Annotated in this window: 20 protein-coding genes; 5 read left to right on the top strand and 15 right to left on the bottom strand. The window is 66.2% G+C overall.

The window, feature by feature from the left end:
* Window positions 1-155: 155 nt before the first annotated feature.
* Both acs and ACR80S_RS04345 read left to right on the top strand, forming a co-directional pair.
* The gene (gene acs / locus ACR80S_RS04350; RefSeq protein ID WP_435402643.1) at window positions 156-2,105 is read left to right on the top strand and encodes an acetate--CoA ligase; all 1,950 of its coding nucleotides are present in this window, start codon (window positions 156-158) and stop codon (window positions 2,103-2,105) included.
* A 190-nt stretch (window positions 2,106-2,295) separates the two neighbouring features.
* A complete protein-coding gene (locus ACR80S_RS04345) occupies window positions 2,296-2,958 on the top strand; it encodes a LuxR C-terminal-related transcriptional regulator (RefSeq protein WP_290907159.1) in 663 nt (220 codons plus the stop codon).
* Between the two features lie 78 nt (window positions 2,959-3,036).
* Here ACR80S_RS04345 and ACR80S_RS04340 read toward each other — a convergent pair whose 3' ends face one another.
* The 4 genes from ACR80S_RS04340 to ACR80S_RS04325 form a co-directional block, all read right to left on the bottom strand.
* Window positions 3,037-6,981, bottom strand: coding sequence for a hybrid sensor histidine kinase/response regulator (locus tag ACR80S_RS04340; RefSeq protein WP_435402642.1), 3,945 nt, complete (start codon window positions 6,979-6,981; stop codon window positions 3,037-3,039).
* Between the two features lie 63 nt (window positions 6,982-7,044).
* Window positions 7,045-7,560: a hypothetical protein gene (locus tag ACR80S_RS04335; RefSeq protein WP_435399290.1), complete on the bottom strand. Its 516-nt coding sequence runs from the start codon at window positions 7,558-7,560 to the stop codon at window positions 7,045-7,047.
* A gap of 114 nt (window positions 7,561-7,674) precedes the next feature.
* Window positions 7,675-9,471, bottom strand: a complete 1,797-nt coding sequence (locus tag ACR80S_RS04330) for a sodium:solute symporter family protein (protein ID WP_435399289.1) — start codon at window positions 9,469-9,471, stop codon at window positions 7,675-7,677.
* A gap of 6 nt (window positions 9,472-9,477) precedes the next feature.
* Window positions 9,478-9,738 (bottom strand): DUF4212 domain-containing protein, encoded by a 261-nt coding sequence (locus ACR80S_RS04325; RefSeq protein ID WP_416139677.1) that lies wholly within the window; start codon window positions 9,736-9,738, stop codon window positions 9,478-9,480.
* 662 nt (window positions 9,739-10,400) lie between these two features.
* On the opposite strand from ACR80S_RS04325, the gene ACR80S_RS04320 reads away from it, so the two are divergent.
* The 3 genes from ACR80S_RS04320 (at window position 10,401) to ttcA (ending at window position 13,931) form a co-directional block, all read left to right on the top strand.
* A complete protein-coding gene (locus ACR80S_RS04320; RefSeq protein WP_435402760.1) occupies window positions 10,401-12,218 on the top strand; it encodes a putative nucleotidyltransferase substrate binding domain-containing protein in 1,818 nt (605 codons plus the stop codon).
* Between the two features lie 69 nt (window positions 12,219-12,287).
* The gene (locus ACR80S_RS04315; protein WP_435402641.1) at window positions 12,288-12,914 is read left to right on the top strand and encodes a 3'-5' exonuclease; all 627 of its coding nucleotides are present in this window, start codon (window positions 12,288-12,290) and stop codon (window positions 12,912-12,914) included.
* An 87-nt stretch (window positions 12,915-13,001) separates the two neighbouring features.
* Window positions 13,002-13,931 carry a tRNA 2-thiocytidine(32) synthetase TtcA gene (gene ttcA / locus ACR80S_RS04310; protein ID WP_435402640.1) on the top strand — a complete coding sequence of 310 codons (930 nt, stop codon included), beginning with the start codon at window positions 13,002-13,004 and terminating at the stop codon, window positions 13,929-13,931.
* Window positions 13,932-13,951: 20 nt separating this feature from the next.
* Here the strand turns inward: ttcA and fnr are convergent, their stop codons facing one another.
* The 11 genes from fnr to ccoN form a co-directional block, all read right to left on the bottom strand.
* Window positions 13,952-14,695, bottom strand: coding sequence for a fumarate/nitrate reduction transcriptional regulator Fnr (gene fnr / locus ACR80S_RS04305; protein WP_435399286.1), 744 nt, complete (start codon window positions 14,693-14,695; stop codon window positions 13,952-13,954).
* A gap of 98 nt (window positions 14,696-14,793) precedes the next feature.
* Window positions 14,794-16,110 carry an oxygen-independent coproporphyrinogen III oxidase gene (hemN, locus tag ACR80S_RS04300; RefSeq protein ID WP_435402639.1) on the bottom strand — a complete coding sequence of 439 codons (1,317 nt, stop codon included), beginning with the start codon at window positions 16,108-16,110 and terminating at the stop codon, window positions 14,794-14,796.
* Between the two features lie 183 nt (window positions 16,111-16,293).
* A complete protein-coding gene (locus ACR80S_RS04295; RefSeq protein WP_435399284.1) occupies window positions 16,294-16,992 on the bottom strand; it encodes a sulfite exporter TauE/SafE family protein in 699 nt (232 codons plus the stop codon).
* Window positions 16,992-17,222, bottom strand: a complete 231-nt coding sequence (gene ccoS / locus ACR80S_RS04290; RefSeq protein ID WP_435399283.1) for a cbb3-type cytochrome oxidase assembly protein CcoS — start codon at window positions 17,220-17,222, stop codon at window positions 16,992-16,994. Before ccoS ends, ACR80S_RS04295 begins: the two co-directional genes overlap by 1 nt.
* Entirely contained in the window at window positions 17,219-19,702 is a 2,484-nt protein-coding gene (locus ACR80S_RS04285; RefSeq protein ID WP_435402638.1) for a heavy metal translocating P-type ATPase, read from the bottom strand. The genes ccoS and ACR80S_RS04285 overlap by 4 nt, the downstream gene beginning before the upstream one ends.
* 30 nt (window positions 19,703-19,732) lie before the next feature.
* The gene (locus tag ACR80S_RS04280; protein ID WP_435399281.1) at window positions 19,733-20,257 is read right to left on the bottom strand and encodes a FixH family protein; all 525 of its coding nucleotides are present in this window, start codon (window positions 20,255-20,257) and stop codon (window positions 19,733-19,735) included.
* 1 nt (window position 20,258) lies between these two features.
* Window positions 20,259-21,698: a cytochrome c oxidase accessory protein CcoG gene (ccoG, locus tag ACR80S_RS04275; RefSeq protein ID WP_435399280.1), complete on the bottom strand. Its 1,440-nt coding sequence runs from the start codon at window positions 21,696-21,698 to the stop codon at window positions 20,259-20,261.
* A gap of 132 nt (window positions 21,699-21,830) precedes the next feature.
* A complete protein-coding gene (gene ccoP / locus ACR80S_RS04270) occupies window positions 21,831-22,760 on the bottom strand; it encodes a cytochrome-c oxidase, cbb3-type subunit III (protein ID WP_435399279.1) in 930 nt (309 codons plus the stop codon).
* Window positions 22,757-22,972: a cbb3-type cytochrome oxidase subunit 3 gene (locus tag ACR80S_RS04265; RefSeq protein ID WP_416139689.1), complete on the bottom strand. Its 216-nt coding sequence runs from the start codon at window positions 22,970-22,972 to the stop codon at window positions 22,757-22,759. Before ACR80S_RS04265 ends, ccoP begins: the two co-directional genes overlap by 4 nt.
* Window positions 22,973-22,974: 2 nt before the next feature.
* A complete protein-coding gene (gene ccoO / locus ACR80S_RS04260; protein WP_435399278.1) occupies window positions 22,975-23,583 on the bottom strand; it encodes a cytochrome-c oxidase, cbb3-type subunit II in 609 nt (202 codons plus the stop codon).
* 23 nt (window positions 23,584-23,606) lie between these two features.
* The gene (ccoN, locus tag ACR80S_RS04255; protein WP_435402637.1) at window positions 23,607-25,031 is read right to left on the bottom strand and encodes a cytochrome-c oxidase, cbb3-type subunit I; all 1,425 of its coding nucleotides are present in this window, start codon (window positions 25,029-25,031) and stop codon (window positions 23,607-23,609) included.
* Window positions 25,032-25,038 lie beyond the last annotated feature (7 nt).

Genomic DNA, 25,038 nt, shown 5'->3' with positions numbered 1-25,038 from the left:
AAATTTGTTCATACCAATGTCTAAGATGAAGTAGGGGCGGGCGGGGGTATGCTGAGCCCACCTTAAATGACGTCTGTCGTCCCCACCCAATTCGAAATCGAGGTTGGCCGGCTACACTCATCTGACGGGGCCATCCCAAGGACAGAGGCACTTCCATGAGCGATCAACAAACTATCTACCCGGTGCGCGACGACATCGCCGCCAAGGCCTGGGCAGACAAGGCAACCTATCAGGCGATGTACCAGCAGTCCGTGGATGATCCAGACACCTTCTGGGCCGAGCAGGCCAAGCGTATCGACTGGATCAAGGCTCCCACCAAGATCAAGCACACCAGCTTCGATACGCATAACGTGGACATCCGCTGGTTCGAGGACGGCACCCTCAACGCCAGCGCCAACTGCCTCGATCGCCACCTCGAACAGCGCGGCGATCAGACCGCGATCATCTGGGAAGGCGATGATCCCAACGATTCCAAGCACATCACCTATCGCGAGCTGCATGCCCAGACCTGCCAGCTGGCCAACGGCCTGAAAGAGCTGGGCATCGGCAAGGGTGACGTGGTCACTCTCTACATGCCGATGATCCCCGAGGCCGCCGTCGCCATGCTGGCCTGTGCCCGCATCGGTGCAGTGCACTCCGTGGTGTTCGGCGGTTTCTCCCCCGATGCCCTGGCCCAACGCGTGGTGGGCGCCAATTCCAAGCTGGTGATCACTGCCGATGAGTCCGTGCGCGGCGGCAAACATGTGCCGCTCAAGGATAACGTCGATGCGGCCCTGACCCGCGACGGCACCGAGATCTGCGAGAAGGTGCTGGTGGTCAAGCGCACCGGCGGTGAGATCGAGTGGAAGGAAGGCCGCGACGTGTGGTATGGCGACGTGGTCGACAAGCAGTCCGCTGATTGCCCGGCCGAGGAGATGAACGCCGAGGATCCGCTGTTCATCCTCTACACCTCCGGCTCCACCGGTGCGCCCAAGGGCCTCAAGCACACCACCGGCGGCTACCTGGTCTTTGCCGGCCTGACCCACCAGTACGTGTTTGACTATCAGGACGGTGAGATTTACTGGTGTACCGCCGACGTGGGCTGGGTCACCGGCCACAGCTACATCGTCTACGGCCCCCTGGCCAATGGGGGCACCACCCTTATGTTCGAGGGCGTGCCCAGCTATCCGACCCATGGCCGCATGGGCGAGATCGTCGACAAGCACAAGGTCAACATCCTCTACACCGCGCCCACCGCCATCCGTGCCCTGATGGCCCACGGCGACAGCGTGATGGACTCCAGCCAGCGCGACTCGCTGCGCATCCTCGGGTCGGTGGGTGAGCCCATCAACCCTGAGGCCTGGGACTGGTTCTATCGGGTGATCGGCAACTCCAAGTGCCCCATCGTCGACACCTGGTGGCAGACCGAGACCGGCGGCATCATGATCGTGCCGCTGCCCGGTGCCACGGATCTCAAGCCGGGTTCCGCCACCCTGCCGTTCTTCGGCGTGCAGCCAGCGCTGTTCGACAGCGAGGGCAACACCCTCGAAGGCGCCGTGGAGGGCAACCTGGTGCTCACCGACTCCTGGCCGGGCCAGGCACGCTCGATCTGGGGTGACCATGAGCGCTTCACCCAGACCTACTTTTCCACCTACAAGGGCGTCTACTTCACCGGGGATGGCTGCCGTCGCGACGAGGACGGCTACTACTGGATCACCGGCCGCGTCGACGACGTGATCAACGTCTCCGGCCACCGCATGGGGACAGCCGAGATCGAGTCCTCCCTGGTGGCCCACTCGGCCGTGGCCGAAGCCGCCGTGGTGGGCTTCCCCCATGACATCAAGGGCCAGGGCATCTACATCTACGTGACCCTGAACGGCGACGTGGAGCCCACCGACGAGCTCAAGAAGGAGCTGACCCAGTGGGTGCGCAAGGACATCGGTCCGATCGCCTCGCCGGACGTCATCCAGTGGGCCCCGGGCCTGCCCAAGACCCGCTCCGGCAAGATCATGCGCCGCATCCTGCGCAAGATCGCTGCCAACGAGTGCGACGGGCTGGGCGATACCAGCACCCTGGCCGATCCGGGCGTGGTCGATGAGCTGATCGAGAACCGCGCCGTCCGCTGAGTCGCTCGGCGCGACTCCCTCTCAGAGCCGGCCTTCGTGGCCGGCTTTTTGCGCCTGCAGAACAATATTGTCGACAATGATGTCGGAGCGCTTGGGAATCGCCTCTGCCATGGGGTAACATGCCTCACAGTCATATGAAGACCCCGAGTGGCGGTCCACGCCCGCTGCCAGAGGAACCGGAGGAGAATCCATGGCCTTTGCCCAGAAATTCATCGTCGCCGATGACCATCCGCTGTTCCGCGCAGCCCTCACCCAGGCGCTGCGCCAGCTGGCGCCCCAGGCCGAGATCGTGGAGTCCGACACCATGCAGGCCACCGCCGAGGTGGTGAATCGCCACCCGGACGCCGACCTGATCCTGCTCGACCTGCACATGCCCGGGGCACACGGCTTCTCCGGCCTGATCCAGCTGCGCGGCCAGACGCCTGATATCCCGGTGGCAGTGGTCTCGGGCAGTGACGAGCCCTATGTGGTGCGTCGCGCCATCGACTACGGTGCCTCCGGCTTCATTCCCAAGTCCTCCTCGCTGCAGCTGATCGCCGAGGCGGTGGGGGAGATCCTCGACGGCGAGGTGTGGCTGCCGGCAGAGCTGGCCGCGGCCATGGGCGAGGCCAACGAGGAAGAGACCAAGTTCGCCGAGGCGATCGCCTCTCTGACCCCGCAGCAGTTCCGCGTGCTCAACATGCTCACCGAGGGGTTGCTCAACAAGCAGATTGCCTACGAGCTGAGCGTCTCCGAGGCGACCATCAAGGCCCATGTCACCGCCATCCTGCGCAAGTTGGGCGTGCACTCACGCACCCAGGCGGTGATCGCCGCCCAGAAGCTCGAGGTCGAGCCGCCGAAGGTCGAATCCTGAGCGACAAGCAACGAGCGTACAGAAAAATAAAAACCCACCGGCAGGTGGGTTTTTGCATGATGAGCTTGCCGCTTGGCACTACTGTGCTGCGCGGCTGGCCTGCAGGGTGCGGGTGAGCAGGGCGCGCAGGGCGGCGGGGCGCACCGGCTTGAGCAGCAGCTGGTAGCCGGCGCGCCGGACCTCCTCGGCGACCTCCTCGGTGCGGTCGGCGGTGATCACGATGCCGGGCACCGCCCCCTCCAGCCGCTCGCTCAGGGCCTCGAGCGCCATCAGGCCGGTCACCTCGTTGTCCAGATGGTAGTCGGCGAGTATCGCGTCGGGGTCGCCATCGAGGTGGCGCAGCACCGACTTGGCGCCACCGATGGTGGTGGCGGTGAAGACCTCGCAACCCCACCCCGAGAGCATCGCCTTCATGCCCTCCAGGATCAGGCTCTCGTTGTCGATGCACAGCACGCGGATGCCGACGAGCTTGTTGCCGGCGCGCTTGGGGGAGGCGGCCTCCTCGGCCTGCTGTGCCTCGCTGCGCGCCTCCACCACCGGGACGCTGACCGCGAACATGGTGCCCGAGCCCTCCTTCGATCGCACCGTGATGGGGTGGTCGAGCACGCGGCTCATGCGGTCGGCGATGGAGAGCCCCAGCCCCAGCCCCTTCTCGCTCTCCTTGTGGCGCGAGGCCTGGTCGAGCCGGCGGAACTCCTGGAAGATCTCGGCCTGCTTAGAGTCGGGAATGCCGGGACCCGAGTCCCATACCTGGATGGAGAGGCGGTCGTCGTGGCGACGGCAGCCGAGCAGCACCCGGCCCTCCTGGGTATAGCGAATGGCGTTGGAGAGGAAGTTCTGGATGATACGGCGCAGCATCTGGGCATCGCTGTCGACCCAGGCTCGGGTCGGCACCACCTCCAGGTCGAGGCCGCGATCCTCGGCCATCACCTCGAACTCGGCACGCAGTGGGCGGATGATGTCGGCCAGCGCGAAGTGGCTGCGCCGAGGGGTGAGGGCGCCGGCGTCGAGCTTGGAGATGTCGAGCAGGGTGCCGAGCAGTTCCTCGGCGGCCTGCAGCGAGTTGTCGATATGGCCGATGGTGCGCTTCATGTTGGCGGGCGCCATCTCCTGGGAGAGCGCCGAAGTGAACAGCCGCGCGGCGTTGAGCGGCTGCAGCAGGTCGTGGCTGGCGGCGGCCAGGAAACGGGTCTTGGAGGCGTTGGCGTCCTCGGCCAGCTGCTTGGCCTGGCGCAGCGCCAGTTCGGCCTCGGCGCGTACCCGGTTCTCCTGGCGCAGGGCGGCGTTGGCCTCGGAGAGCGCCTGGGTGCGCTCGCGCACGCGCTCCTCCAGGGTCTCGTTGGTCTCCTTGAGGGCGATCTCCGCCTGGCGCCGCTCGGTGATGTCCTGGTAGAGGGCGAAGAAGCCGAGGATAGTTCCGCTGTCGCCGAAGTGGGGCGTGTAGGTGACCAGCATGTAGCGGCGCCCCTCGGGCAGCCTGAGCGAGACCTCGAAGCTTACCCGCTCGCCGGCCAGCGCCCGGTCGATCCAGGGAGCCCGCTCGCGGGCCATCTCCGGTGAGACCACGTCCTGAACCCGCCTGCCGATCACCGCGTTGCGGTCGATGCCGAAGGCCTGCTCGTAAGCGCGGTTGGTGAAGAGGTAGCGGCATTCCTTGTCGAAGTAGGCGATTAGCGCGGGGACGTTGTCCGTATAGATGCGGATGTTGTTCTCCGAGCGGATCAGCGCCTCCTCGATGCGCTTCTGCTGGGTGATGTCCTGGTAGGTGTAGACGAAGCCGCCGCCGGGCATGGGGTTGCCCTGCACCTCCAGCACGCTGCCGTCCTGGCGGTAGCGAACATAGCGGTGGGGCTGGCCCTCGCGGATATTGTCGAGGAGCAACTGGACGTGCTCCTCGGGGTCGCCGGGTCCGTACTCGCCGTTGTGGGCGTTGTAGCGGAAGATCTTGTCCATCGGCGCGCCGACGCGGATCAGGTGGTCGGGGAAGCGGAACAGCTCCAGGTAACGCTGGTTCCACACCACCAGTCGCAGGTTCTGGTCCACGACGCTGATGCCCTGGTTGATGTTCTCGATGGTGGCCTGGAGCAGGGCGCGGTTGAACTCCAGCACCTGGGAGGCCTCATCGACGATGGAGATCACGTCGGAAATGCCGATGCCGCGGCCCTGCAGCGCAGAGTTGACCACGATGCGTGCCGAAGAGGCTCCCAGCACCGAGGCCAGGAAGCGCTCGGTGAACTGGATCACGTCGATGGAGGCGCGGGCGCCGTCCTCCAGTGTCGAGCCGCTGCGCCGCGCATAATCGTGGAAGGCGCGGCTCACCTGGCCGGCACCGAGGAAGCGCTCGCACAGTACCTTGAGGTCGCCCACGGTGGTGGCGCCGGTCCAGGGGCGGTTCACCGAGGTCTGGCGGGTCTCGACGCTGTCCACGAATAGCGAGGCCTGGATGCGTTCCACCACCCGCTGGGAGGTGACCTGGGAAACGAAGATATAGCAGAACAGGTTCACCCCCAGCGACAGCATGACGCCGTGGGTAAAGCTGTCGCCGACATTCAGCCCAAACAGCGAGGTGGGCGCCAGCCAGGCCAACCCCAGCGGGCCGCCGTCGAGCCAGTGGCCCGGCAGCACCCCTGCGGAGATCATCGCCGGCATGAGCAGGCTGTAGGCCCAGATGGCGAAGCCGGCGTTCATGCCGACGACCACCCCCAGGCGATTCCCCCGCTTCCAGTAGAGCCCGCCGATCAGTGCGGGGGCGAACTGTGCCGCCGCGGCAAACGACAGCATGCCGATGGAGGCGAGCGACGCGAACTCGCCGATCAACTGATAGAAGCCGTAGGCCATGGCCAGCACCGCGGCGATGGTGATGCGTCGGGCGCGCAGCACCAGGCGGCCGTAGTCGCGGGCCTTGGTGTCGAACCAGCGCAAGCGGAACAGCGCTGGGATGACGATCTCGTTGGAGATCATGATCGATACCGCTACCGCGGCCATGATCACCATGCCGGTGGCCGCCGAGAAGCCGCCGATGAAGGTCAGCAGGGTCAGCCACTGGCTGTCCGCCGCCATGGGCAGCGCCAGCACGTAGGTATCCGGCTCGATACCGCTGTCGGCGAACAGGGTCAGGCCGGCGGCGGCCAGGGGCAGCACGAAGAAGGCGAAGGCGGCCAGGTAGAGCGGGAAGAGCCAGCGCGCCTTGGCGGCATCGTCGGGGTGGGTGTTCTCGACCACCGCCACGTGGAACTGGCGCGGCAGGCAGAGGATCGCCAGCATCGCCAGCAGGGTCTGGGCCCAGAAGCTCTGACCGAAGTCCTGCTGGGACAGCTGGCGCTGCAACTCCAGCTGGACCTCCGCCTGGGCGAACAGCTCCCCCAGACCGCCGAACATGCCCCAGGTGACGTAGGCACCGAGCACCAGAAAGGCGACCAGCTTGACCAGCGATTCGAAGGCCACGGCGTGGATCAGCCCCTCGTGGTGCTCCGTGGCATCGGTGTGGCGAGTGCCGAACAGGATCGCGAAGGCCGCCATCACCACCGCGACGTAGAAGGCGGTGTCGGCGAACAGCGGGGTGTCGGTAGCGTCACCGGAAGCGGTGAGCACGCTGAAGGAGGTGGAGACTGCCTTCAACTGCAGGGCGATGTAGGGCAGGGTGCCGATCAGGGCGACCAGGCTGGCGAAGGCGGCCAGGGACTGGGCCTTGCCGTAGCGCGATGCGATGAAGTCGGCGATGGAGGTGACGTTCTGGTGCTTTGCCACGCGGATCATCTTGGCCAGCACCGGCCAGAACAGCAGGAAGGTCAGGATCGGGCCGATGTAGATGCTGGCGAAGGACCAGCCGCCGGTGGCCGCCTGCCCCACCGCGCCGTAGAAGGTCCAGGAGGTGCAGTAGATGGCCAGTGCCAGGCTGTAGATGATCGGCCGTCGCCGGCTGGCGCCATGCCGGCGGGCATGACGGTCGCCTCGCCAGGCGATACCGAACAGGATGGCGATGTAGAGCAGCGATATGGCAACCAGCAGCCAGCCTGAGAACATGCCCTTTCTCCCCCACGGTTTGCGCCTATTCTAGGGCAATGCGCCGATGCTGGGCAGCGCCGCTCAGCGTTGTTCGCAGACCGCCAGGTAGAGCGGGGCGTCATCGGTCAGCCGGCGGCTGTGCTCGATAAGGGGCCGGCGAGTATCCGCTTCCAGAGGCAGCATCTCGCGGGTGGTGCAGTCCATCAGCCAGGTCTGGGTCGTGACGCGGTCCTGGACCTGCTTTTCGAAGTGGTAGAGCAGGAACTCGACCCGCCGTTCACCCGCCTGCTCCTGAATCGCCATGCTCTGCTCATCGACCACGCTGAAGGCGGTGGCCATGGGGAAGAGATAGGTCCAGGGGCGCCAGAACATGGCGTCGTGCTCGACCTGTACCACCTGGGCCGACTCGGGCAGCAGTTGCCGCTTGTGCTCGTACCAGGAGTACTCGACGTTGATCTGGTAGCCGAGCATGCCCAGTCCAGCGAATACCGGGATGATCCATTTTGGTAGCCGCTTGCCGCTGGCCATGCGCAGCAGCATGCCGATGCCGGCGGCGCCGAGACCGGCGAAGACCGCCGCGATCAAGTGCCAAATCATGAAAGGTCCTTACTCAAAGCGATCGGGCTTCCCTAGGGAAGCCCGATCGGTGGGGATTGACTGGCCCGGCGAGCCGGGCCAGGGGGCCAGTATGGCCCAGATAGACCCGAGGAGTTAGTGGTCGATGGCGGTGCCAGCACCCTTGGGATAGCGCACGCTCTCCACCAGGTCCTGGATCTCCTGCGGAGGCTCCTCTGTTGCACTGGAAACCGCGAAGGCAACCGCGAAGTTGAAGATCGCACCCACTGCGCCGAAGGAGAGCGGGGAGATGCCCAGGATCCAGTTGTCCGGCGTGTTGGGCAGCATGTTGGTGCCCGGCACGAAGAACCAGCCCAGGTAGGTGAAGATATAGAGCAGAGTCAGAAGCAGGCCAGTCAGCATGCCCGCAACCGCGCCCTTGTCGTTAATCCGCTTGGAGAAGATCCCCATCATCAGCGCCGGGAACAGCGAGGCGCCGGCGATACCGAAGGCCAGGGCCACCGTCTGGGCGGCGAAGCCCGGAGGGTTGAGGCCCAGGTAGGTGGCCAGCAGGATGGCCCCGCCCATGGAGATCCGCGCCGCCAGCATCTCGCCCTTCTCGGAGATCTTGGGGTTGATCATGGTCTTGATCAGGTCGTGACTGATGGCCGAGGAGATGGCCAGCAACAGACCCGCAGCGGTGGAGAGTGCGGCCGCGATGCCGCCGGCGGCGATCAGGCCGATGACCCAGCCGGGCAGGTTGGCGATCTCGGGGTTGGCCAGTACCAGGATGTCGTTGTTGACGGTCAGCTCGTTGCCTGCCCAGCCGCGCGCTTCGGCGGTCTCGGCAAACTCGGGGTTGGCATCGTTGTAGAGCTGGATGCGCCCGTCGTTGTTGAGGTCGTTGAAGGTGATCAGGCCGGTCTCCTCCCAGGTGCGCACCCAGTCCGGACGGTCTTCATAGAGGATCGGCTCGGCAGCGGCGGCCTCGTAGTCCTCGACCTGGCCGGTCATCTCCGGATAGACGGTGGTCATCAGGTTGAGGCGCGCCATGGAGCCCACAGCCGGTGCGGTCAGGTAGAGCAGGGCGATGAACACCAGGGCCCAGCCGGCAGACCAGCGTGCATCGGCCACCTTCGGCACGGTGAAGAAGCGGATGATGACGTGGGGCAGGCCGGCGGTACCGACCATCAACGACAGGGTGAACAGCACCATGTTGAGCTTGTTGTCCACGTCGGCGGTGTAGTCACGGAAGCCGAGCGCCGACACGACGTCATCCAACTTGGTCAGCAACGGCACACCGGATTCGGTGTGGGTGCTGAACATGCCGAACATCGGAATCGGGTTACCGGTCAGCTGCATGGCGATGAAGACCGCCGGGATGGTGTAGGCGATGATCAACACCACGTACTGGGCCACCTGGGTGTAGGTGATGCCCTTCATGCCGCCGAATACCGCATAGAGGAACACGATGAAGGCCGCGATCCAGATGCCCCAGGTGTTGGAGACCTCGAGGAAGCGCGAGAAGGCCACCCCGGCGCCGGTCATCTGGCCAATGACGTAGGTCACGGAGGCCACGATCAGGCAGATGACGGCCACCAGGCGGGCCGCATTGCTGTAGAAGCGGTCACCGATGAAGTCCGGCACGGTGAACTTGCCGAACTTGCGCAGGTAGGGGGCCAGCAGCATGGCCAGGATCACGTAACCGCCTGTCCAGCCCATCAGGAAGGTGGAGTTGGCGTAGCCGCCGGAGGCCAGCAGGCCGGCCATGGAGATGAAGGACGCTGCGGACATCCAGTCAGCGGCGGTGGCCATGCCGTTGGTGATCGGGTGGACGCCGCCGCCCGCCACGTAGAAGTCCTTGGTGGAGCCCGCTCGGGCCCAGATGGCGATGCCGATGTAGAGGGCAAATGAGGCCCCTACGAACAGCAGGTTGATAGCAAATTGACTCATGCTGGCTTACTCCCCCAGACCGTATTTTTGATCGAGCTTGTTCATCTTCCAGGCGTAGAAGAAGATCAGCACGATGAAGGTGAGGATGGAGCCCTGCTGGGCGAACCAGAAGCCCAGGTCGGTGCCGCCCACGGGAATGCCGGAGAGCAGCGGCCGAAACAGGATGGCGCATCCGTAGGAAACGAAGGCCCAGACGATCAGGCATCCGGTGATCAGGCGTACGTTCGCCTTCCAGTAGCCGGAGGAATCGGTTTTCTCTTCCGCCATTGTCGCGTTCTCCACTTGTTATTGGTGGGGTTGGGAAATTGGGTGGTCTGATGTTTGCGGGTCACCAGGGCAATCTCATGCCTGTTGCCCGACCCTTGCGAGCCCTGGGGGCTCATCCCGGCAGGGAGGAGGCCCGTGTGGCAGGCTGCGCCGGTATCGGGATACATCGTTGTCGTGTGATTGCCCTGCATGATGCAGTGTGGATAGTGGGCAATGAGGGGGAAAAATGAATCCCAGACTTTCGTATCATGAGAAAAATACGATTTAATAGGCGATGGCGTCTCTCTTTTTTATCAATGGCTTGGGGGCATGTTTTCGGCAGATTACAGAGGAGGGGGAAGCCGGATTAGGACGATTGTATAGGGGGCGGCGTGGCCGGCTTTCACTCTGTCAACACGGGCTTGGACGATCGTCTAAGGCATCGGGAGGAGCGACGTTCGTCTAGCTTATAAGGGCAATGGCGTGGCTGCTATCCTTCCTTGAGTCCTCCCATCAGGCAGGACACCCGGGCCTGCCGCCGCGGCAGGCTCGCATCCAACTACAATCAGGTGGCGGCCAGTAACGCCGTTCCCGCACCGTCCCTGCCTCCAGTCATCGGCCCCGCACGGGGTGTAGGAGATCCAATGGGCCATGGTCGGAAAGCCGCCTGCGAGGTCAGCGCCATGGTCGAGGTCGATCTTTCCCAACCGCCGTTCAGCCTGCTCGACGAGGCCGGCCGAGAGCGGGTTCGCCAGGGCGTTGACCTGGCCTACTTCGACCGCGACGAGATCATCCTCGAGACGGGGCAGGCCGGCGAGAACCTTTTCCTCATCCAGAAGGGCGAAGTGGCGGAAGTCGACCCGACCCTGCCGGCCGCCCGTTCACGCATCGGCCACTACACCCGCGGCGACCTGTTCGGCGCCATCAGCATCCTCAACGGCAAGAGCCGCTACCGCTTCCGGGCCGAGCAGGAGAGCCTCTGCTACCTGCTGCCCAGGGCACTGTTCCTCGAGCTCTGCGACGACTACCCGCCCTTCTCCGAGTTCTTCCGTCAGACCCTGGCCCACAAGGCGCGCCTGCTGACGGAGCAGCGCGCCGAAGGCGGGGTCACCATGGCCGGCTTCATGCTGGCCCGGGTCGATGAGTGCATGCGTGAACCGTTGATGGTGCCGGCCACCACCACCATCGCCGAGGCCGTGACCACCATCAACGAGCGCCATGCCGACAGCCTGCTGGTGGAGGGTGACCCAGGCCCCGGCATGATCACCAAGACCGACCTGCTCAACGCCCTGGTGGTGGAGGGGCGCGACCGAGACAGCGCCCTGGAAGGCTTGGGTCGTTACGAGCTGATTACGGTGGGCCCGGGGCAGTATCTGTTCGAGGCGCTGGTGGTGATGACCCGCCACAAGGTGGAGCGGGTGGTGGTGCTGGAGAAGGAGGCGGCAATTGGCGTGGTGGAGCTGACCGACGTGCTCAGCTTCTTCTCGAGCCGCAGCTACGTGGTCAGCCTGCAGGTGGAGCAGGCCGAGAGCCTCGAGGCGCTGGCTGCCGCCAGCCGCCGCACGCCGGAGCTGGTCAAGGCGCTGATGGCCCAGGGGGTCAAGCTGCGCTTCGCCATGGGCCTGCTGGCGGCGCTCAACGGGCGGATCATGAGCAAGGCCTGGGGCTTTCTGGTCGACGAGCGCTACTACCGCGACAGCTGCCTGATGGTCATGGGCAGCGAAGGGCGCGGCGAGCAGATCCTCAAGACGGATCAGGACAACGGGCTGATCCTGGCGGACGGCCTCGAGTGGCCCGACTGTGGCGAGCAGATGCAGCGCCTCACCGAGACCCTGATAGAACTGGGTTACCCGCCCTGCCCGGGCAACATCATGGTCTCCAACCCCGAGTGGGTCGGTACCGTGACCCAGTGGCGTGAGCGCATCGCCAGTTGGGCCAGCAAGCGTGACGGCGACAGCCTGATGAAGCTGGCCATCATGCTTGACTCCCACGCGGTGGCCGGCAACCCGGCGCTGCTCGACCGCGTGCGCGACGAGCTGTTCGAGCGCTGCGCCGGCGACGAACTGCTGCTCTCCTACTTCGCCCGCACCATCCTGCGTTTCTCGACCCCGCTGACCCTGTTTGGCTCGCTCAAGCGCCCCCAGCACGGCATCGATATCAAGAAGGGTGGCATCTTCCCCATCGTCCATGGGGTGCGGGTGATGGCCCTGGAGCGTCGCATCCGTCCGACCTCCACCCTGGAGCGGCTGGATGCCCTGGCGACGGACGGCCGGTTGGAGCCGCGCTTCGCGGAGGACCTGGGCGAGGCCCTGTCGCTGTTCACCGAAATTCGCCTCAAGCAGCAGCTCGAACACCTGGACAGCGGCGGCGAGCGCAAGCCCGACCGCGTGGTGGTTCAGGAGCTATCGTCGCTGGAGCGCGATCTGCTGCGAGAGGCGCTGCATATCGTCAAGGACTTCAAGCAGCGCCTCTCGCACCGGTTTCATCTGGAATATTCGTGACGTCTGGCTGATGCCCCAGGGAACGACGACGCGCGAAGAGAAAACAATGACGCAACAAGGAGCCCCATCATGATCAAGGTCTTGCGGCGCGCTGCCGATCGACGACGGAACGCCAACGGTGACTATGCCTGGCTGTTTCACCCTTACACGGGTGACGAGATGGTCGTCATTGATACCGAGACCACCGGGTTGGATAGCCGCAGCGCCGAGCTGGTCTCCATCGCCGCCGTCAAGGTGCGCGGCGATCGGGTGCTGACCAGCGAATCCCTGGACCTGCGCCTGGCGCCCCCCGCCAGCCTCTCCGGCGAGTCAATCCGCATCCACGGCCTGCGCGGCATCGATCTGGAGGGCGGCCTGCCCGTGCAGGATGCCCTGGAGCGCCTGATCGATTTCGTCGGCAACCGCCCCCTGCTGGGGTGGCACCTGGGCTACGATCTGGCGATCCTCAATCGCGAACTGCGACCCCGCTTCGGTTTCGACCTGCCCAATGCCACCATCGACGTGGCGCAGAGCTATCTGCGCCGTCTGCGCCGCCGCCATCCTGAGGTGGAGTCCGCGCCGCGCTTCGAGAAGGTGGCCGAGTTGCTGGACGTGCCGCTGATGGGGCGCCACACCGCCCTGGGCAATGCGGTGACCACGGCGCTGATTTTCCTGCGCCTGGAACACCAGGTCAGCTCCGTTGGGCGCTACTCCTGAAGATCGGGGGCGGCGTCGCCTGATGGCGCCGGCGATGGTAGGATGGGCGCCCGTCATTTTCGCCCGCACTGGCAGCGCTTACCGACCATGCAAGACGCCCTGATCTTCGACCCCCGCGATCGCCAGGAGGCTCCCTCCGTGGCGGCCTCCCCTATTCAGGAAGCCCCCTCGCCGACCCTCGACGCCCTGGATGCCCGCGGGCGGCGGGAGTTCAACAAGCTGCAGAAGCGCCTGCGACGCCAGGTGGGTAACGCCATCATCGACTATGGCATGATTCACGAGGGCGACCGGGTGATGGTGTGCCTGTCCGGCGGGAAGGACAGCTACACCTTGCTGTCGATCCTGCGCAACCTGCAGCGCAACGCCCCGATCGACTTCTCGCTGGTGGCGGTGAACCTCGACCAGAAGCAGCCGGGTTTTCCCGAGCAGGTGCTGCCCGAGTACCTGGCGTCCATCGGCGTCGAGCACCACATCCTCGAGCGGGACACCTACTCGGTGGTCAAGGAGAAGACGCCGGAGGGCAAGACCACCTGTGCGCTATGCTCCCGGCTGCGACGCGGCTCCCTGTACGGCTTCGCCGAGGAGATCGGCGCCACCAAGGTGGCCTTGGGCCACCATCGCGAGGACATCCTCGAGACGCTGTTCCTCAACCTCTTCTTCGGCGGCAGCCTCAAGGCCATGCCGCCCAAGCTGCTCGCCGACGACGGCAAGAACATCCTCATCCGTCCGCTGGCCTACTGCCGCGAGGCCGATATCGCCGAGTATGCGCGACTGATGGCGTTCCCGATCATCCCCTGCAACCTGTGCGGTTCCCAGCCCAACCTGCAACGTCAGGTGGTCAAGGAGATGCTCGCCGAGTGGGAGAAGACCCATCCCGGTCGCCTGGAGAGCATGTTCAAGGCAGTGACCAACGTGGCGCCGTCACAACTGGGCGATCGCGAACTGTTCGACTTCGCCGGGCTGGAGGAGAAGCAGGCGCGACGGCTGGCCAGCCGGATCGATCTGCTCAACGAGTAGGGGGGGCTATTTCCAAAGGGCTATTTCGCCCCTTCCTCCTCGGCGACCAGGGTCAGGGACGCCAGGTCGAGGATATGCACCTCGCGGCCCGATACTTCCACCAGACCCTGGCTCTGGAAGCGACCGAGGATACGGCTGACGGTCTCGACGGCCAGACCCAGGTAGTTGCCGATGTCGGCCCGCGACATGGACAGGCGGAAGCTGTAGGGGGAGTAACCGCGGCGGCGGAAGCGGTCGGAGAGGCTGGTGAAGAAACTGGCCAGGCGCTGGTCGGCGGTCTTGCGCGATAGCAGGCGCATCATGCGGCGGTCGTCGCGCAGCTCCTTGCTCATGCTGCGGTAGAGCTGGCCGCGCAGTTCGGGTAGCGATTCCGACAGCTGATCCAGGCGGTCGAAGGGAATCTCGCAGACGGTGGTGGTCTCCAGCGCCACCACGGTCCCCGGATACTGCTCCTCGTCGATGCCATCCAGGCCCACCAGTTCGCTGGGCAGGTAGAAGTTGGTGAGCTGGTCGTCGCCACTGCCCTCGGTGGTCACCTGCTTGAGGCTGCCCGAGCGCACCGCGTAGACGCTGGTGAAGGGGCTCTCCTGGCGAAACAGGGTCTCGCCCTTCTTGAGAGGTGCGCGCCGGCGGATGATGGCGTCGAACTGATCCATGTCCTGAACTTCCAGCGCCAGCGGCAGGCAAAGCGAACTCAGGCTGCAGGTCTGGCAGCGAGTTTCGTGCAGCACAGAGCGCCGTAGTCCTGTCAGGCTGTCGGGCATGGACGCGTCCTCCTTGATCATGAGCATTCCAACCATTATGGAGGATTCTGCGAGCAGGGCAAACCACCTCCAAGGAGGTAGGCCCGGCAGCCGGCGGCTCAGGCCATGGAGGTGGCCTCGGGATCGAAGGCGGCGAGCAGGTGGGTCAGGCCCCAGACCCCGTCGGGCGTCACCCTCAGGGACTCGCCGTGGCGCTCCAGCAGTCCCGCCTGGCAGAGCCGGGCCAGGCGCCTGAGGGCATCGGCCAGAACCAGGGTGGCGTCGTGTCCATGGACCTTCGACAGGGCGACCATGTTCAGCTCGCGGCGGCAGGCGAGCGCCTCGATGGCGTCGCGTCGCAGGCGCTCGACGGCGTTCAGCCGGTGGCCGGCGGTGGCGGGCAGGCGGCTCGTGTCCAGCGCCGCCTCATAGTCGCCCAGGCTCATGGCGTTGCGGGTAAGGGTGTCGCCGACATGGCTGATGGCGGCGACCCCGAGGCCGAGCTGGTCACCGGGTGGGGTGTGGGTGTAGCCGTGCAGGTCGCGCGCCAGGCGGCCCTCCCCGAGGGCCCATGCCAGGCTGTCATCGGTGCGGGCAAACTGACCGAGCCCGATATGCACATAGCCGGCGTCATCCAGACGGTGGCGGGCCTCGTCCATGATCGCCAGGCGGGTGGGGGCGTCGGGCAGATCCGCGGCGTGGATCTCGCGCTGGGGCAGGTAGCGCTGCGGGAGGTGAGCGTAGCGGCGCAGGGTGATGCGCGCCGGGGCCATGGCGATCACCTGTTCGAGGGTCTCCCCGAAGCCCTCGGGGGTCTGCAGCGGCAGACCCACGATCAGGTCCAGGTTGAGGGAGTGGAAGCCGAGGCGCTCGGCCTCATCCACCAGGGACTCGGTCAGTACCCGGGGTTGGATCCGGTTGATCGCCCTCTGCACTCTCAGGTCAAGCTCCTGGACGCCCAGGCTCAGGCGGTTGAAGCCCAGTGCCTGGAGGTGGCGCAGGGTGAAGACGTTGGCCTCGCGGGGGTCGATCTCGATGCTGAAGTCGCGTTCCCGGGCACTGGAGAGCCCGAAGCGGGCGTCGAGGCGATCGAAGAGGTCGCCCATCTGGTCCAGGGACAGGAAGGCCGGGGCGCCGCCACCCCAGTGCAGGCGCTGCACGGCAGGGAGGTCATCCAGCAGGCGGCTGACCAGCACCATTTCGCGGTCGAGACGGGTGAGGTAGGGCTCGGCCTGACGGCTGTCCCGGGACGGCACCCGCTGGGAGGCACAGAAGCGGCACGCCTGCCGGCAGAAGGGCAGGTGCACGTGAAGCGCCAACGGTGACCCGGGGGGGCGCTCGGCCAGGGCCTGGGTTAGCGCAGCGGCACCGTCTCCCGCGTCGAGGCGAGCGGGATAGGTGAGGTAGTGCGATCCGTCGTGATCGTGGAATGGCATCGAGCGCCTGCCTCCGGCCGCCCAGGATGGCCCGACGCGAAGATCGTAGCGTTTCGCCTGAACGGGCATGACGGCGCTCCGGGCTGTGGATGTGGATGTGATCTCATGCTAGGGCGGTTTGGCGCTGGGGGCGTTGAGCTGCGTCAAGCCCGCGTGGAATAGGTCGAACGAGCCAGTCCCGCACTACCCGTGGCTTACTGCGGGGAGAATCAACCACAGCTGCCACAGCGCGAAGGCGATGATCGATAGCGCCGCCAGCGTGCGTGTAGCCGAATGGCGGATCAGCCCGCCCAGCTGGCGCGCCGCCAGGCCGGTGGCGAGCAGCGCCGGCAGGGTGCCGAGGCCGAAGGCGCCCATCAGCGCGGCCCCTCTGAGCGGGTCGGCGGTGGCCAGGCTCCAGGCCAGCATCGAGTAGACCAGCCCGCAGGGCAACCAGCCCCACACGGCGCCCAGCGCCACCGCCTGGGGGATTTCCACGACCGGCATCAGCCGCCGACCCACCGGCTCCAGGTGACGCCACAGGCGCTTGCCGACCGCCTCGACCCGAAGCAGTCCCTTCCACCAGTCGGCGATATAAAGCGCCATCAGGATCAGCATCAGCGCCGCCAGGAGCTGTAGCACCAGGCGAGCGGTCGGGGTGATGGCCACCAGGGTGCCGAGCAGGGCGACCAGGCCGCCGGCGAGCATGTAGCTGGCGATGCGTCCCAGGTTGTAGGCCAGCAGCAGGCCCGTGAGGCGCGCCTTCGAGCGCATGCTGGGCGGCACGGCGAAGGTCAGTGCGCTCATGATGCCGCCGCACATGCCGATGCAGTGGGCGCCGCCGAGCAGGCCGAAGACGAAGGCCGCCAGTAGCGGTGGCAGGCCGAGTCCGGTGGGATCCATCAGGGCTCCGGGTCGGTGTTGCGGCGCTCCTGAGCGGCACGCTCTCGAGCCTCCTGGCGGCGCTGACGCTCATCGGGGGGCAGGTCGTTCTCGTCCTCGTCGAAGAGGATGCGGTGTGCGGGGCCTTCAAGGTCCTCGAACTGGTCGTTCTTGACCGCCCAGAAGAAGGCCCAGACGGCCAGGCCCAGCAGGATCAACGACAGGGGGATCAGCAGATAGAGAATGCTCATGAGGTCACCCGGCTCGGTTCAGGGGAAGGCAGGGGCGTCGCTGCGGGCATGGCCCGGCTGCGAAAGCGGTTGAGGCGCAGGGCATTGCCCACCACCACCAGGGAGCTCGCCGACATGCCCATGGCGGCAAGCCAGGGCGGCACGAAGCCCATGGCGGCGATGGGCATGGCGGTGAAGTTGTAGCACACCGACCAGATCATGTTCTGGCGCATCACCCGACGGGTGGCTCGGCTGATCTCGATCGCCTCGACGATGCGTGACAGGCGCGGGCTGAGCAGGATGGCGTCGGCGCTGGTCCGGGCCAGGTCGGTGGCACCGTTCATGGCGATGGCCACGTCGGCACCGGCGAGCACCGGGATGTCGTTGATGCCGTCGCCGACCATGGCGACCGTCTCGCCGACCGCCTGGCACTCGCGGATGCGCGCGAGCTTATCTTCGGGGCTGGCGCCGCCGCGCCAGGTAGGGATCTCCAGCCGCCTGGCCAGATCACCCGCTGCAGCGGGGGTGTCGCCGGAGAGCAGTTCCACCTCGAGGCCCAGTGCCTTGAGCGCCGCCACGGTGTTGGCGGCATCGTCGCGCACCCGGTCCTGCAGGGCGAACCAGGCGCGGGGCTCGCCCTCCTCGGCGAGCAGCAGCCACTGCCCCTCGCCGGGCGCCTCGAGGGCATGCTCCGGGGCGGCGAATTCGGGCTTGCCGAGCCGCCAGCGGCGCTCTCCCAGGATGCCCTCCAGCCCCTGGCCGGTGCGGCTGGCCACCTCGGAGGCGCGCACCGTGGCCAGCCGGTAGGGGTGGAAGGCCCTGGCGATGGGGTGTTCGGAGCGCGCCTCCAGGGCGGCGGCCAGGGTGCGGGCGCGCTCGGCGTCGAGCCCGCCCAGCGGTCGACTCTCCACCAGCGTCATCTGGCCGCTGGTCAGGGTGCCGGTCTTGTCGAGGATCACTCGGTCGAGCTGGGAGAGCGACTCGATGGCATCGGCGCGGGTCACCAGCACCCCGCGGCGGCGCAGCTGGCCGTGGCCGGCGGTAAGCGCCGTCGGGGTGGCGAGCGCCAGGGCGCAGGGGCAGGTGACCACCAGCACGGAGAGCATGATCCAGGGCATCCGTGCCGGATCGATGAACCACCAGGCGAGGGTGACCACCGCGGTGACCACCAGCAGGCGCAGCACGAAGAGATGCGCCATGCGTGCCGCCATCTGGGCCAGACGCGGACGGCTGGCGAAGGCCCGGTCGGTGAGGTCGACGATGCCGGCCACCCGGGCGTCGCGCCCGGCGTGGGTCACCCGCACCACCAGGGGGCTCTCGATGTTCTGGCTGCCGCCGGTGACGGTCTCGCCGAGGCGCCGGGTAACCGGCAGGTACTCCCCGGTGAGCATGGATTCGTCGAGGCTTGACTCGCCGTCCTCGATCACGCCGTCGGCGGGCACCCCATGGCCTGGCTTGACCAGCACCCGGTCGCCGGCGGTGAGCTCGCCGGCCGGCAGGATGCGCTCCTCCCCCGCCTCGGTGAGGCGAATCGCCGAGAGCGGCAGGGCGCCGGCCATGGCGTTGCCGCTGTGGCCGCTGCGGCGTCGGGCACGGGCCTCCACGTAGCGCCCGAAGAGCAGGAAGAAGGTGAACATCGCCGCCGAGTCAAAGTAGACCTCGCCCTTGCCGGTGACCACCGCGTAGCCACTGGCGGTATAGGCGAAGCCGATGGCCAGGGAGACCGGCACGTCCATGCCCAGCACCCGGGTGCGCAGGTCGCGCAGGGCGTTGCGGAAGAAGGGCGCCGCCGAGAAGAACACCACCGGGGTGGTCAGGGCGAAGGAGAGCCAGTGGAAGAGGGCAAGGAAATCCTCGCTGATCCCCTCGGGGCCGGCCACGTAGATGGGGATGGAGAACATCATCACCTGGGCCATGCCCACCGCGGCGATGATCAGCCGGCGCACGTTCATGCGCTCCTCGTGCTGCAAGCGCACCTGGGCCTCGTCGGGCTCGTAGGGCTGGGCCTGGTAGCCGATGGCCGCCATTTCGGCGAGGATCCGCGACAGCTTGACCGTCTCGGGATCCCAGCTCACCCGCACGCGATGGTGAGTGAGGTTGACGGCGCTGGAGCCGACCCCCGCCAGAGCGTTGAGGCGGTGCTCGATCAACCAGGCGCAGGCGGCGCAGGTGATGCCGTCCACCGCCAGGGTGGCGTGAACTCGACCGCTGTCGTCGGCTTCCGCATGCACGAACCTGTCCTGCAGGCCCGGGTCGTCGAATACCGCCCAGGTCTCGGCACGCACGGATTCTCGCTCGTCCGGGCGTTCCGGGAGCTCGGTGCGAAAGCGGTAGTAGCTTTCCAGGCCGCCGTCTACGATGGCGTGGGCCACCGCCTCGCAGCCGGGGCAGCAGAGCGGCCGGCGGAGATCGTCGAGGGTGATCGACCAGGTCGCGCCGGGGGGGACTCGGCTGCCGCAGTGGTAGCACTCCTTCGAGCCGGCAGCGACGGCCTCACTCATGGGCTCAGGGCTCCTCGCCGATCAAGCATGTCAGGAGTCGTCGGCGGGTGCTGCGCGCCCGGGAGTCAGGCGCACGGCCTCCTCGTTCGGGAAGCGACCCTCACCGACCAGGCGCCACTCGGGCTCTTCGCCCTGGGGCTGGAGCTGCAGGTACCAGCGGTAGCGCAGGTTGTCGGGCGCCTGGCCCAGGTAGCGGCCATCGCGCACGTGCTCGAGGGTCAGCTCGATGTCGCGGTCGTCCTGGGTGGGGAAGATCAGCTCGAAGTCGAGCTTCTCGGGGAAGCTTTCGCCGCCCTCCAGATCGAGGATCACGTCGCTGGTTAGCGGATCGATGCGCAGGCTGGCCTCGATCCCCAGTTCGGCGGCGCGCTCCTGTTTGGCCAGCACCATGTTGATGGCGCGGCCGTGCTCGTAGTAGTCCTCCTGTACCATACCGTCGGCGCTCTTCACGGCCAGGTAGGCGAAGGTCGAGCTGACGATGATCGAGAGCATCAGCAGGCCGAGGAGGAACCAGGGCCAGAACTGCTTGTACCAGGGGGTCACGGGGAGGGGCATGTTATCTCCGGAGTTCGCCGATGAAGCGGGTCTCACGCTCCAGCGCGATGCTTGGGTGCTCATCGGCCTCGATGCGCAGGGTGATCGGGTGGCTGGGGCGTTCGATCACCTCGGGGTCGACGGTGATCGATACCACGGCGCGGCGGCTGTCGCCGGCGGGTACCGTGATGCGGTCGGTATCCAGGACCAGCCCCGGCAGGCCGGAGGCCTCGAGGCGATAGCTGTGCTCCTGACCGTCAAGGTTGCGCACCATCAGCACATAGACGTTGCTAAGACGGCCGTCGCGGGTGAGCTGGTAGAGCTCGGTGCGCTCGCGCTCCACCTCGAAGCCCAGCGGGGTGCGGTCGGCCACCGCCCAGGCAAAGACTCCGATCATCAGGATCAGTGCCGCCAGGTAGCCCATCAGGCGCGGACGCAGGATGTGGGTGGGCTTGCCCTCGAGGGCATTCTCCGTGGTGTAACGGACCAGGCCGCGGGGGTAGCCCATCTTGTCCATGACGCTGTCGCAGGCATCGATGCAGGCCGCGCAGGTGATGCATTCATACTGCAGCCCATCGCGAATATCGATGCCGGTGGGGCAAACCTGCACGCAGAGGTCGCAGTCAATGCAGTCGCCGTAGCCGGCCTCCCTGGCCTCGGCGTGGCTGAGTGTCTTCTTGCGGGCGCCACGGGGCTCGCCGCGATCCGCGTCGTAGGAAACGATCAGGGTGTCGCGGTCGAACATCACGCCCTGAAAGCGCGCATAGGGGCACATGTAGATGCACACCTGCTCCCGCAGCCAGCCGGCGTTGAGGTAGGTGAAGACCAGGAAGAAGCCGGTCCAAAAGTAGGACCAGCCGTGGGCCTGCAGGGTCGGCAGTTCGACGACCAGTTGGCGGATCGGGGTGAAGTAGCCGACGAAGGTCACTCCGGTCGCCAGCGCGATGACCAGCCAGATGGCGTGCTTGGTCAACTTGCGCCACAGCTTGTCGGCGTTCATCTCCTGACGATCCAGCTTGATCCGGCGGTTCCGGCTCCCCTCCAGGCGATGCTCGAACCAGATGAACAGGAAGGTCCAGACGCTCTGTGGGCAGGTGTAGCCGCACCATACCCGCCCGGCGAACACCGTGATGAAGAACAGTCCGAAGGCGCAGATGATCAGCAGCCAGGAGAGCAGCACGAATTCCTGAGGATAGAAGGTGGTGGCGAAGATATGGAACTCCCGACCGGGCAGGTCGAACCAGATCGCCGGGCGGTCGCCCCAGGGCACCCAGGGTATCGCGAAGAAGGCCAGCATCAGCAGCCAGTTGGTGCCGCGCCTCACGCGCTGGAAGAGCCCCTGGATCTCCCGCACGTAGATGTGGCGACGCTTGGCATACATCTCCTGCTGCACCGTCGAGCCCGGCATATGCTGCTCGACTGGTGACGGCGTGACATCGCGTGTGGGTATCTTGTCGCTCATGGCAGGCTCACGGCAGGAGGGGGAGGAGATCAACGCGGGCGTGCGAGGTGCCGCCATTGTATCGAGACCGCGAGCCAACGAGAAAGGGTGCGACCTGAGGCCGCACCCATCGGTCAGCGCCTGGGAGCCGTGTCAGTCCCGGAAGCGCAGGCTGTAGACATAGGCGGCGACCAGGTGGACGCGCTCCTCGCCGATATAAGCGGCCTGGGCCGGCATGTGGCCATTGCGGCCGTTGCGCAGGGTCTGACGCACGGAATCTGCCACGCTCTGGCCGGGGGCCTGGTAGAGCCAGATGTCGTTGGTCAGGTTGGGGGCCCCCAGGGCCTGGTTGCCGGTGCCGTCGGGCATGTGGCAGGCGGCGCACACCGATGCGTAGGTGGCGGCGCCGCGCTCGGCGCGCTCGGCGTCATGTTCGAGATCGGACAGCGCCAGGACGTGCTGGGTGACGTTCTCGATGTTCTGCTCGCCCAGTTGCTGCCAGGACGGCATCAGGCCGTTGCGCCCGCGGACCAGGCTGGTGACGATATGCTCGGGCTCGCCGCCGTAGAGCCAGTCGTCGTTGGTCAGGTTGGGGAAGCCGTAGCCGCCCTGGGCGTTGGAGCCATGACACACCGCGCAGTTGTTGAGGTAGATGCGCTCGGCCACCTGCATGGCATCACTGTCCTGGGCCAGGTCGGGGATCGGGATCTCCTCGTACTGGGCGAAGATCGGCGTGAAACGCTCCTCGGCGCGGGCCACCTCCTCCTCCCACTGGCCTTCCTGGGTCCAGCCCAGTACGCCGGCGAAGTTGCCAAGGCCAGGGTAGAGCACCAGGTAACCCAGCGAGAAGATCACGGTGGCCACGTAGAGCTGGAACCACCAGCGCGGCAGCGGGTTGTCGTACTCCTCGATGCCATCGGCGGCGTGCCCAGTGGTCTCGATGTTGCCATCGGCGTCGGGGGTCTTGTCGGTCTTGCGGTTGGCGTAAAGCAGCCAGAAGGCAAAGCCGATGGAGCCCAGCGTGATGACGATGATCCAGGCGCTCCAGAACCCGGAAAGGGAGTCACCCCAGAGATTGTTCATGTGTTCCTGTCTCCCTTGCTCTTGCGGGAATCGGCCCCGTTCGGCGAGGCGCTCCTGTCACGATGCGGTTGCTCATCATCATCGGCGAAGGGCAGGTGGGCCGCCTCGTCGAAGTCCGGCTTGCGACGCTTCGAGTAGGCCCACACGGTGATGCCGATGAAGGCCAGAATCAGCAGGCCGGTGATGATGCCGCGGAAAGTCCCGGTATCCATGCTCAGCGGGTTCCCTCGAGCACCGTGCCCAGCTGCTGAAGGTAGGCGATCAGCGCGGTGATCTCCTGCTGGCCGCGCACCTCGCGGGTGGCGTTGGCGATGTCCTCGTCGGTGTAGGGCACGCCCACCATGCGCAGCGCCTCCATCTTCTTCGGCGTGTCGCTGCCGTCCAGGGTGCGCTCGAAGAGCCACGGGTAGGAGGGCATGATCGACTCGGGCACCACGTCGCGCGGGTTGTACATGTGGGCGCGGTGCCAGTCATCGCTGTAGCGGCCGCCCACGCGGGCCAGGTCCGGGCCGGTGCGCTTGGAGCCCCACAGGAAGTTGTGGTCGTAGACCGACTCGCCGGCCACGCTGTAGTGGCCGTAGCGCTCGGTCTCGGCGCGGAACGGGCGGATCATCTGCGAATGGCAGCCGACGCAGCCCTCGCGGCGATAGATGTCGCGGCCTTCCAGTTCCAGGGCGGAGAGCGGGCGCAGCCCGTCCACCGGCTCCGTGGTCTGCTTCTGGAAGAACAGCGGCACGACCTCGGCCAGGCCGCCGAAGCTGATGACCACCAGGATCAGCACGGCGAGCAGGCCAACGTTCTTTTCGACAATCTCGTGTTTCATTGGTGTCGGTATCCCCGGTTGGCTCAGGCAGTCTGCGGAAGCGGCTGACGGGCGCCTTCGCCGCGCTTGACGGTCATGGTGACGTTGTAGGCCATGATCAGCATGCCCACGACCCAGCACAGGCCGCCGATCAGGCGCACGATGTAGCCGGGACCACTGGCTTCGACGGACTCGATGAAGGTGTACATCAGGGTGCCGTCGGGGTTGATGGCGCGCCACATCAGGCCCTGCAGGATGCCGTTGACCCACATGGAGGCGATGTAGAGCACAGTGCCGATGGTCGCCAGCCAGAAATGTACGCCGATCAGGCCCACGGAGTGCATCTCGGTGCGGCCGAACAGGCGCGGAATCAGGTGGTACATGGAGCCGATGGTGATCATCGCCACCCAGCCCAGGGCACCGGCGTGGACGTGACCGATGGTCCAGTCGGTGTAGTGGGACAGGGCGTTGACGGTCTTCACCGCCATCATCGGGCCTTCGAAGGTGGACATGCCGTAGAAGGAGAGGGCCACTACCAGGAAGCGCAGGGTCGGGTCGGTGCGCAGCTTATGCCAGGCGCCCGAGAGGGTCATCATGCCGTTGATCATGCCGCCCCAGGAGGGCGCCAGCAGGATGATCGACATGACCATGCCCAGCGACTGGGCCCAGTTGGGCAGGGCGGTGTAGTGGAGGTGGTGCGGGCCGGCCCACATGTAGACCATGATCAGCGACCAGAAGTGCACGATGGAGAGGCGATAGGAGTAGACCGGGCGTTCGGCCTGCTTGGGCACGAAATAGTACATCATGCCCAGGAAGCCGGCGGTCAGGAAGAAGCCCACCGCGTTGTGGCCGTACCACCACTGCACCATGGCGTCGATGGCGCCGGCGTAGACGGAGACGGAGTACATGGCGGTGACCGGGATGGCGGCATTGTTGACGATATGCAGCACCGCGACGGTCAGGATGAAGGCGGCGAAGAACCAGTTGGCCACGTAGATATGGGAGGTCTTGCGCTGCTTGACCGTCATCAGGAAGACGAGGGCATAGGTGACCCACACCACGGCGATCAGGATGTTGATCGGCCACTCCAGCTCGGCGTACTCCTTGGTGGTGGTGTAGCCCAGCGGCAGGGTGATCACCGCCGACAGGATCACCGCCTGCCAGCCCCAGAAGGTGAAGGCGGCCAGCTTGTCAGACCAGAGCCGGGTCTGACAGGTCCGCTGCACCACGTAGTAGGAGGTGGCAAACAGCGCAGAACCCCCGAAGGCGAAGATCACGGCGTTGGTGTGCAGCGGCCGCAGGCGGCCGAAGCTTGTCCAGGGTAGATCGAGGTTGAGTTGCGGCCATACCAGTTGTGCGGCGAGGATGACACCGAGGAGCATGCCCACGATGCCCCACACAACTGTCATGATCGCGAACTGCCGAACTACCTTGTAGTTGTAGGTCGGGTGTTCAAGTGCTGTGCTCATGTCAGGT

Origin of the sequence: Halomonas salsilacus (assembly GCF_051216275.1) — a bacterium.
GTDB lineage: Bacteria > Pseudomonadota > Gammaproteobacteria > Pseudomonadales > Halomonadaceae > Halomonas.
This window is presented reverse-complemented; position numbering and strand designations above follow the sequence as displayed.

Bases quoted from the DNA above. Each gene is read 5' to 3' on its own strand.
- acs (WP_435402643.1), top strand. From the start codon at position 156: ATGAGCGATCAACAAACTATCTACCCGGTGCGCGACGACATCGCCGCC.
- ACR80S_RS04345 (WP_290907159.1), top strand. From the start codon at position 2,296: ATGGCCTTTGCCCAGAAATTCATCGTCGCCGATGACCATCCGCTGTTC.
- ACR80S_RS04340 (WP_435402642.1), bottom strand. From the start codon at position 6,981: ATGTTCTCAGGCTGGCTGCTGGTTGCCATATCGCTGCTCTACATCGCC.
- ACR80S_RS04335 (WP_435399290.1), bottom strand. From the start codon at position 7,560: ATGATTTGGCACTTGATCGCGGCGGTCTTCGCCGGTCTCGGCGCCGCC.
- ACR80S_RS04330 (WP_435399289.1), bottom strand. From the start codon at position 9,471: ATGAGTCAATTTGCTATCAACCTGCTGTTCGTAGGGGCCTCATTTGCC.
- ACR80S_RS04325 (WP_416139677.1), bottom strand. From the start codon at position 9,738: ATGGCGGAAGAGAAAACCGATTCCTCCGGCTACTGGAAGGCGAACGTA.
- ACR80S_RS04320 (WP_435402760.1), top strand. From the start codon at position 10,401: ATGGTCGAGGTCGATCTTTCCCAACCGCCGTTCAGCCTGCTCGACGAG.
- ACR80S_RS04315 (WP_435402641.1), top strand. From the start codon at position 12,288: ATGATCAAGGTCTTGCGGCGCGCTGCCGATCGACGACGGAACGCCAAC.
- ttcA (WP_435402640.1), top strand. From the start codon at position 13,002: ATGCAAGACGCCCTGATCTTCGACCCCCGCGATCGCCAGGAGGCTCCC.
- fnr (WP_435399286.1), bottom strand. From the start codon at position 14,695: ATGCCCGACAGCCTGACAGGACTACGGCGCTCTGTGCTGCACGAAACT.
- hemN (WP_435402639.1), bottom strand. From the start codon at position 16,110: ATGCCATTCCACGATCACGACGGATCGCACTACCTCACCTATCCCGCT.
- ACR80S_RS04295 (WP_435399284.1), bottom strand. From the start codon at position 16,992: ATGGATCCCACCGGACTCGGCCTGCCACCGCTACTGGCGGCCTTCGTC.
- ccoS (WP_435399283.1), bottom strand. From the start codon at position 17,222: ATGAGCATTCTCTATCTGCTGATCCCCCTGTCGTTGATCCTGCTGGGC.
- ACR80S_RS04285 (WP_435402638.1), bottom strand. From the start codon at position 19,702: ATGAGTGAGGCCGTCGCTGCCGGCTCGAAGGAGTGCTACCACTGCGGC.
- ACR80S_RS04280 (WP_435399281.1), bottom strand. From the start codon at position 20,257: ATGCCCCTCCCCGTGACCCCCTGGTACAAGCAGTTCTGGCCCTGGTTC.
- ccoG (WP_435399280.1), bottom strand. From the start codon at position 21,698: ATGAGCGACAAGATACCCACACGCGATGTCACGCCGTCACCAGTCGAG.
- ccoP (WP_435399279.1), bottom strand. From the start codon at position 22,760: ATGAACAATCTCTGGGGTGACTCCCTTTCCGGGTTCTGGAGCGCCTGG.
- ACR80S_RS04265 (WP_416139689.1), bottom strand. From the start codon at position 22,972: ATGGATACCGGGACTTTCCGCGGCATCATCACCGGCCTGCTGATTCTG.
- ccoO (WP_435399278.1), bottom strand. From the start codon at position 23,583: ATGAAACACGAGATTGTCGAAAAGAACGTTGGCCTGCTCGCCGTGCTG.
- ccoN (WP_435402637.1), bottom strand. From the start codon at position 25,031: ATGAGCACAGCACTTGAACACCCGACCTACAACTACAAGGTAGTTCGG.